The 3,062-nt window shown below is 76.8% G+C and carries 4 protein-coding genes; 2 read left to right on the top strand and 2 right to left on the bottom strand.

Annotated features, from left to right (window positions below):
- Positions 1-231: 231 nt before the first annotated feature.
- Entirely contained in the window at positions 232-624 is a 393-nt protein-coding gene (locus DZG00_RS14010) for a VOC family protein (protein ID WP_119383041.1), read from the bottom strand.
- A 374-nt stretch (positions 625-998) separates the two neighbouring features.
- Between DZG00_RS14010 and DZG00_RS14005 the strand changes: the two genes are divergently transcribed.
- Positions 999-1,499, top strand: a complete 501-nt coding sequence (locus DZG00_RS14005; RefSeq protein ID WP_233549184.1) for a hypothetical protein — start codon at positions 999-1,001, stop codon at positions 1,497-1,499.
- Between the two features lie 365 nt (positions 1,500-1,864).
- Positions 1,865-2,230, top strand: a complete 366-nt coding sequence (locus DZG00_RS14000) for a hypothetical protein (RefSeq protein WP_119383040.1) — start codon at positions 1,865-1,867, stop codon at positions 2,228-2,230.
- A gap of 22 nt (positions 2,231-2,252) precedes the next feature.
- On the opposite strand, the gene DZG00_RS13995 is transcribed toward DZG00_RS14000, so the two are convergent.
- Entirely contained in the window at positions 2,253-2,894 is a 642-nt protein-coding gene (locus DZG00_RS13995; RefSeq protein WP_119455751.1) for a GNAT family N-acetyltransferase, read from the bottom strand.
- Positions 2,895-3,062: the final 168 nt, after the last annotated feature.

Genomic DNA, 3,062 nt, shown 5'->3' with positions numbered 1-3,062 from the left:
CGGCGCCCGCGGCGAGCGGGATGGCGAGGGCCAGGGCGAGCGCGCCGACGGTCGCGGCGAGGCGACGGGGGCGACGGCCGCGGGGCGGGATGGCGGGGGTGGAGCGGGGTGTCGTGTCCATGACTGCAACGCTCCCGCCTGGGCCGCTCCCGCACAGGGCGCGGGAGTCGGCACCCGGGTTGCGACTCGAGTCGCAGGCGGGGGCGACGCGGGTGGGTCGGGGGCGGGGCGTCAGGCGTCGGCGACGAGCTCGACCTTGAACCGCTCGCCGTCCTCGAGGAACGCGGCCCGGTGGTCGGGCCCGCCCGCGAAGGGGTGCCGGTCGGCGTAGAGGTGCGTCCAGCCGTGGTCGGGCGCCGCCTCCCAGAGGCGGTCGACGTCCGAGGCGGATCCCGCGTGGAACGCGAGGTGGCTGAGACCCGCGCCGCGCCGGTCGTGCGGGGCGTCGCGCGGCGCCCGGGCGATCACGACGTACGCGTCGCCGAGGCGGAGGCTCCTGCCGCCGGCCCAGCGGGCGTCCTCCACGTAGCCGAGCTCGCCGAGGATCCAGCCCCACGCGGCGAGCGCCCGGTCGAGGTCGCGCACCTGCAGCTCCACGTGGTGGAGGGATCCGCGGGCCGTCACGCGGGACCGGGGCGGTCGCCGGGGATCAGGGCCGCCCACCTGCTCTGCATCGCGCGTCTCCCGTCGTCCCCTCCACGGTAGGGAGGCGGCCGCGGCGTCCGCATCCGCCTCGCGGAGGACTCGGTTCGCTCGGCGGACGGTGACGGGCGCCACGCGACGGGGGCGCGGCCCGCGCGCAGCACGCACGCACGCCGTATGGTGAGGCCGTCGCCCCGCATCGCCGGGGCCGAACGACGCGCCGCCCCGACGTCCGAACCGTCACGTGCGCGAGCTGGTCCACCAGGCACGCGCCGCCGATCCCGGCCCGACGCGCCGCCCCCGCAGGACCGGGCACGGTTTCCCGGCCGGTCCCGACGCTGCGTCCCGTCACATCGATGTGCACCGCCCGGAGGCACTCCATCCCCCACGTCCGCTGCTACCCCGCCGCCGATGCCTCGCGCGTCCACGCCAGCACCCCTCCGCCACTCCTCGCCGACGCCGATCCCGGCAGCCGCAGCTACCTCGACTTCGCCGTCGTCGCCGAGCACGCCGGCCTCCACTCGGTCGCCGTCACCTACGACCACCCCGGATCCGCCCCGCTGGCCCTCGGGTTCGCCCTGGACCGCGCGCAGACCCGCACCGTGCGCTACCCGCCGCTCACCGAGGGGGCCACCCGGCGGACGCTCGTCGTCGACGTCCAGATGCGCCGCGGGCCCGGCGTGATCCGCCTCGCGGAGGGGGCGGCGGACGCCCGGCTGAACGTGCACTCGCTCCGCGTCACGGGGATCCGCCCCGACGAGGATGCGGGCGAGGCCTCGGGCGGCGCATGCGCAGCTCCGCTCCCGGCCGCTGCGCTCCTGGGCGACCCGTCGGTCCCCGAGGCCGACGCGGCCTAGGCCGCCGGCACCGGCGCGGGACACCCGCGCGCGGGCAGCGTCCGCGGGATCCGCGCCCCCGTTCGGGCCAGCCCTGGTGTTCCCTCACCCGAGGGGCTACGTTCGCACCAGTCCCGAATGATTACCCGTCGCTGGGGACGTCGTGTGGCACTGCCGGAACGCGACGGCTCGGCGGTGCGACAGCGATCACACCAGGTATCCGCCCGAAACGGGCATCTGGGAGCAGGGCCCGGCACGCGGTCGCGCGCTCGCCGGGCTCGGGCTCGGTGGCACCGGCTCCCCCTCACCCAGCTCGGCCCGCCCCTATGGCGGAGCGCCGGATCAGCTCGCGCACGTGCCGCCGTACGACGATCCAGGAGAGGCCCATGCCCGCGGAAGCCCCCATCCCGCTCGGTCGACGCGCCATCCGACGCGAGGACATCGAGCTCATGGTCGCGATCGCCTGGAACGCCGAAGGGCAGCAGCGCGGCCTCCGCCCGCTCGCGTGGGAGGTCGGCGACGCGGACTTCGTGCACTTCATCGGCAGCGCGGACGCCTACTCGCGAGCGGCCAGGCGGGACATCATCGAGGACTGGATCGCCGAGCTGGGGCTCGCGGACGTGATCGACTCCACGGCTCCCCCGCTGCATCGCGTCGGCGGCGACATGGTGTGGACCGGCAGCATCGACTCCGTGGGGCTCCAGTTCCACTACCCCGCGGAAGCCGGCGACGCGGATCCGTACGCCGACTGACCGCCCGTGACGCGCTGCCCGCTCAGGTCGCCGGCGTGCGATACAGGACCGGCCGACCCTCCCGGGCGGCGATCCGGGCGTCGAGACCGGCGCGGACGGCGGGCCACTCGTCGGCGAGGATCGAGTGGATCGCCGCGTCGCGCCAGGTTCCGTCGGCACGGAGCTGATCCCGGCGGCAGACGCCCTCGAACGTCGCGCCGAGCTTGAGGATGGCCGCGCGCGAGTGCGCGTTGCGGGCATCGGCCTGCAGCTTGACGCGCCCGAAGCCCGCGTCGAAGGCGAGGCCGAGCAGGAGCCGCTTCGCCTCGGCGTTGACGACGGTGCCCCAGACACGCGGGTCGTACGCGGTCCAGCCGAGGTGCGCGCGCTCGCGGCGGGTGTCGAGCTCGGTGAGGCTGGTGGTGCCGACGAGCTCGCCGTCGTGGGGGCCGCCGACGAGGATCACGGCGGTCGGCAGGTCGTCCCAGCGGAAGTAGCCGCGGGCCCACGCGTCGAACTCGTCGGGGTCGGTGCGGAGCCCGGCCGCGCCTCCCCCGAAGCCGCCCGCGAAGACGGCCGGGTGCGCGATCGCGGCGCGCAGGGCGGGGATGTGGGCGGCGGTCAGCGGGTCGAGCCGCACGTGGGTGCCGACGAGGGGCGCGGGCGCGGGGACGGTGGCGGTCACCGGGCCAGCCTGGCAGACGGGCGGCCGGGACCCGCGGTGTCGCGGGTCCCGGCCGGTCGGTGGATCCGGTCAGCTGCCGGAGGTGGGCGCCGGCGTCGCGGTGGGTGCGTCGCCGGGGGTCGAGCCCTCGGATGTCCCCGGCGCTGTGGCCGGAGCCCCGGGGCCGGC

It is taken from the genome of Clavibacter lycopersici (assembly GCF_003576405.1).
Classification (GTDB): domain Bacteria; phylum Actinomycetota; class Actinomycetes; order Actinomycetales; family Microbacteriaceae; genus Clavibacter; species Clavibacter lycopersici.
This window is presented reverse-complemented; position numbering and strand designations above follow the sequence as displayed.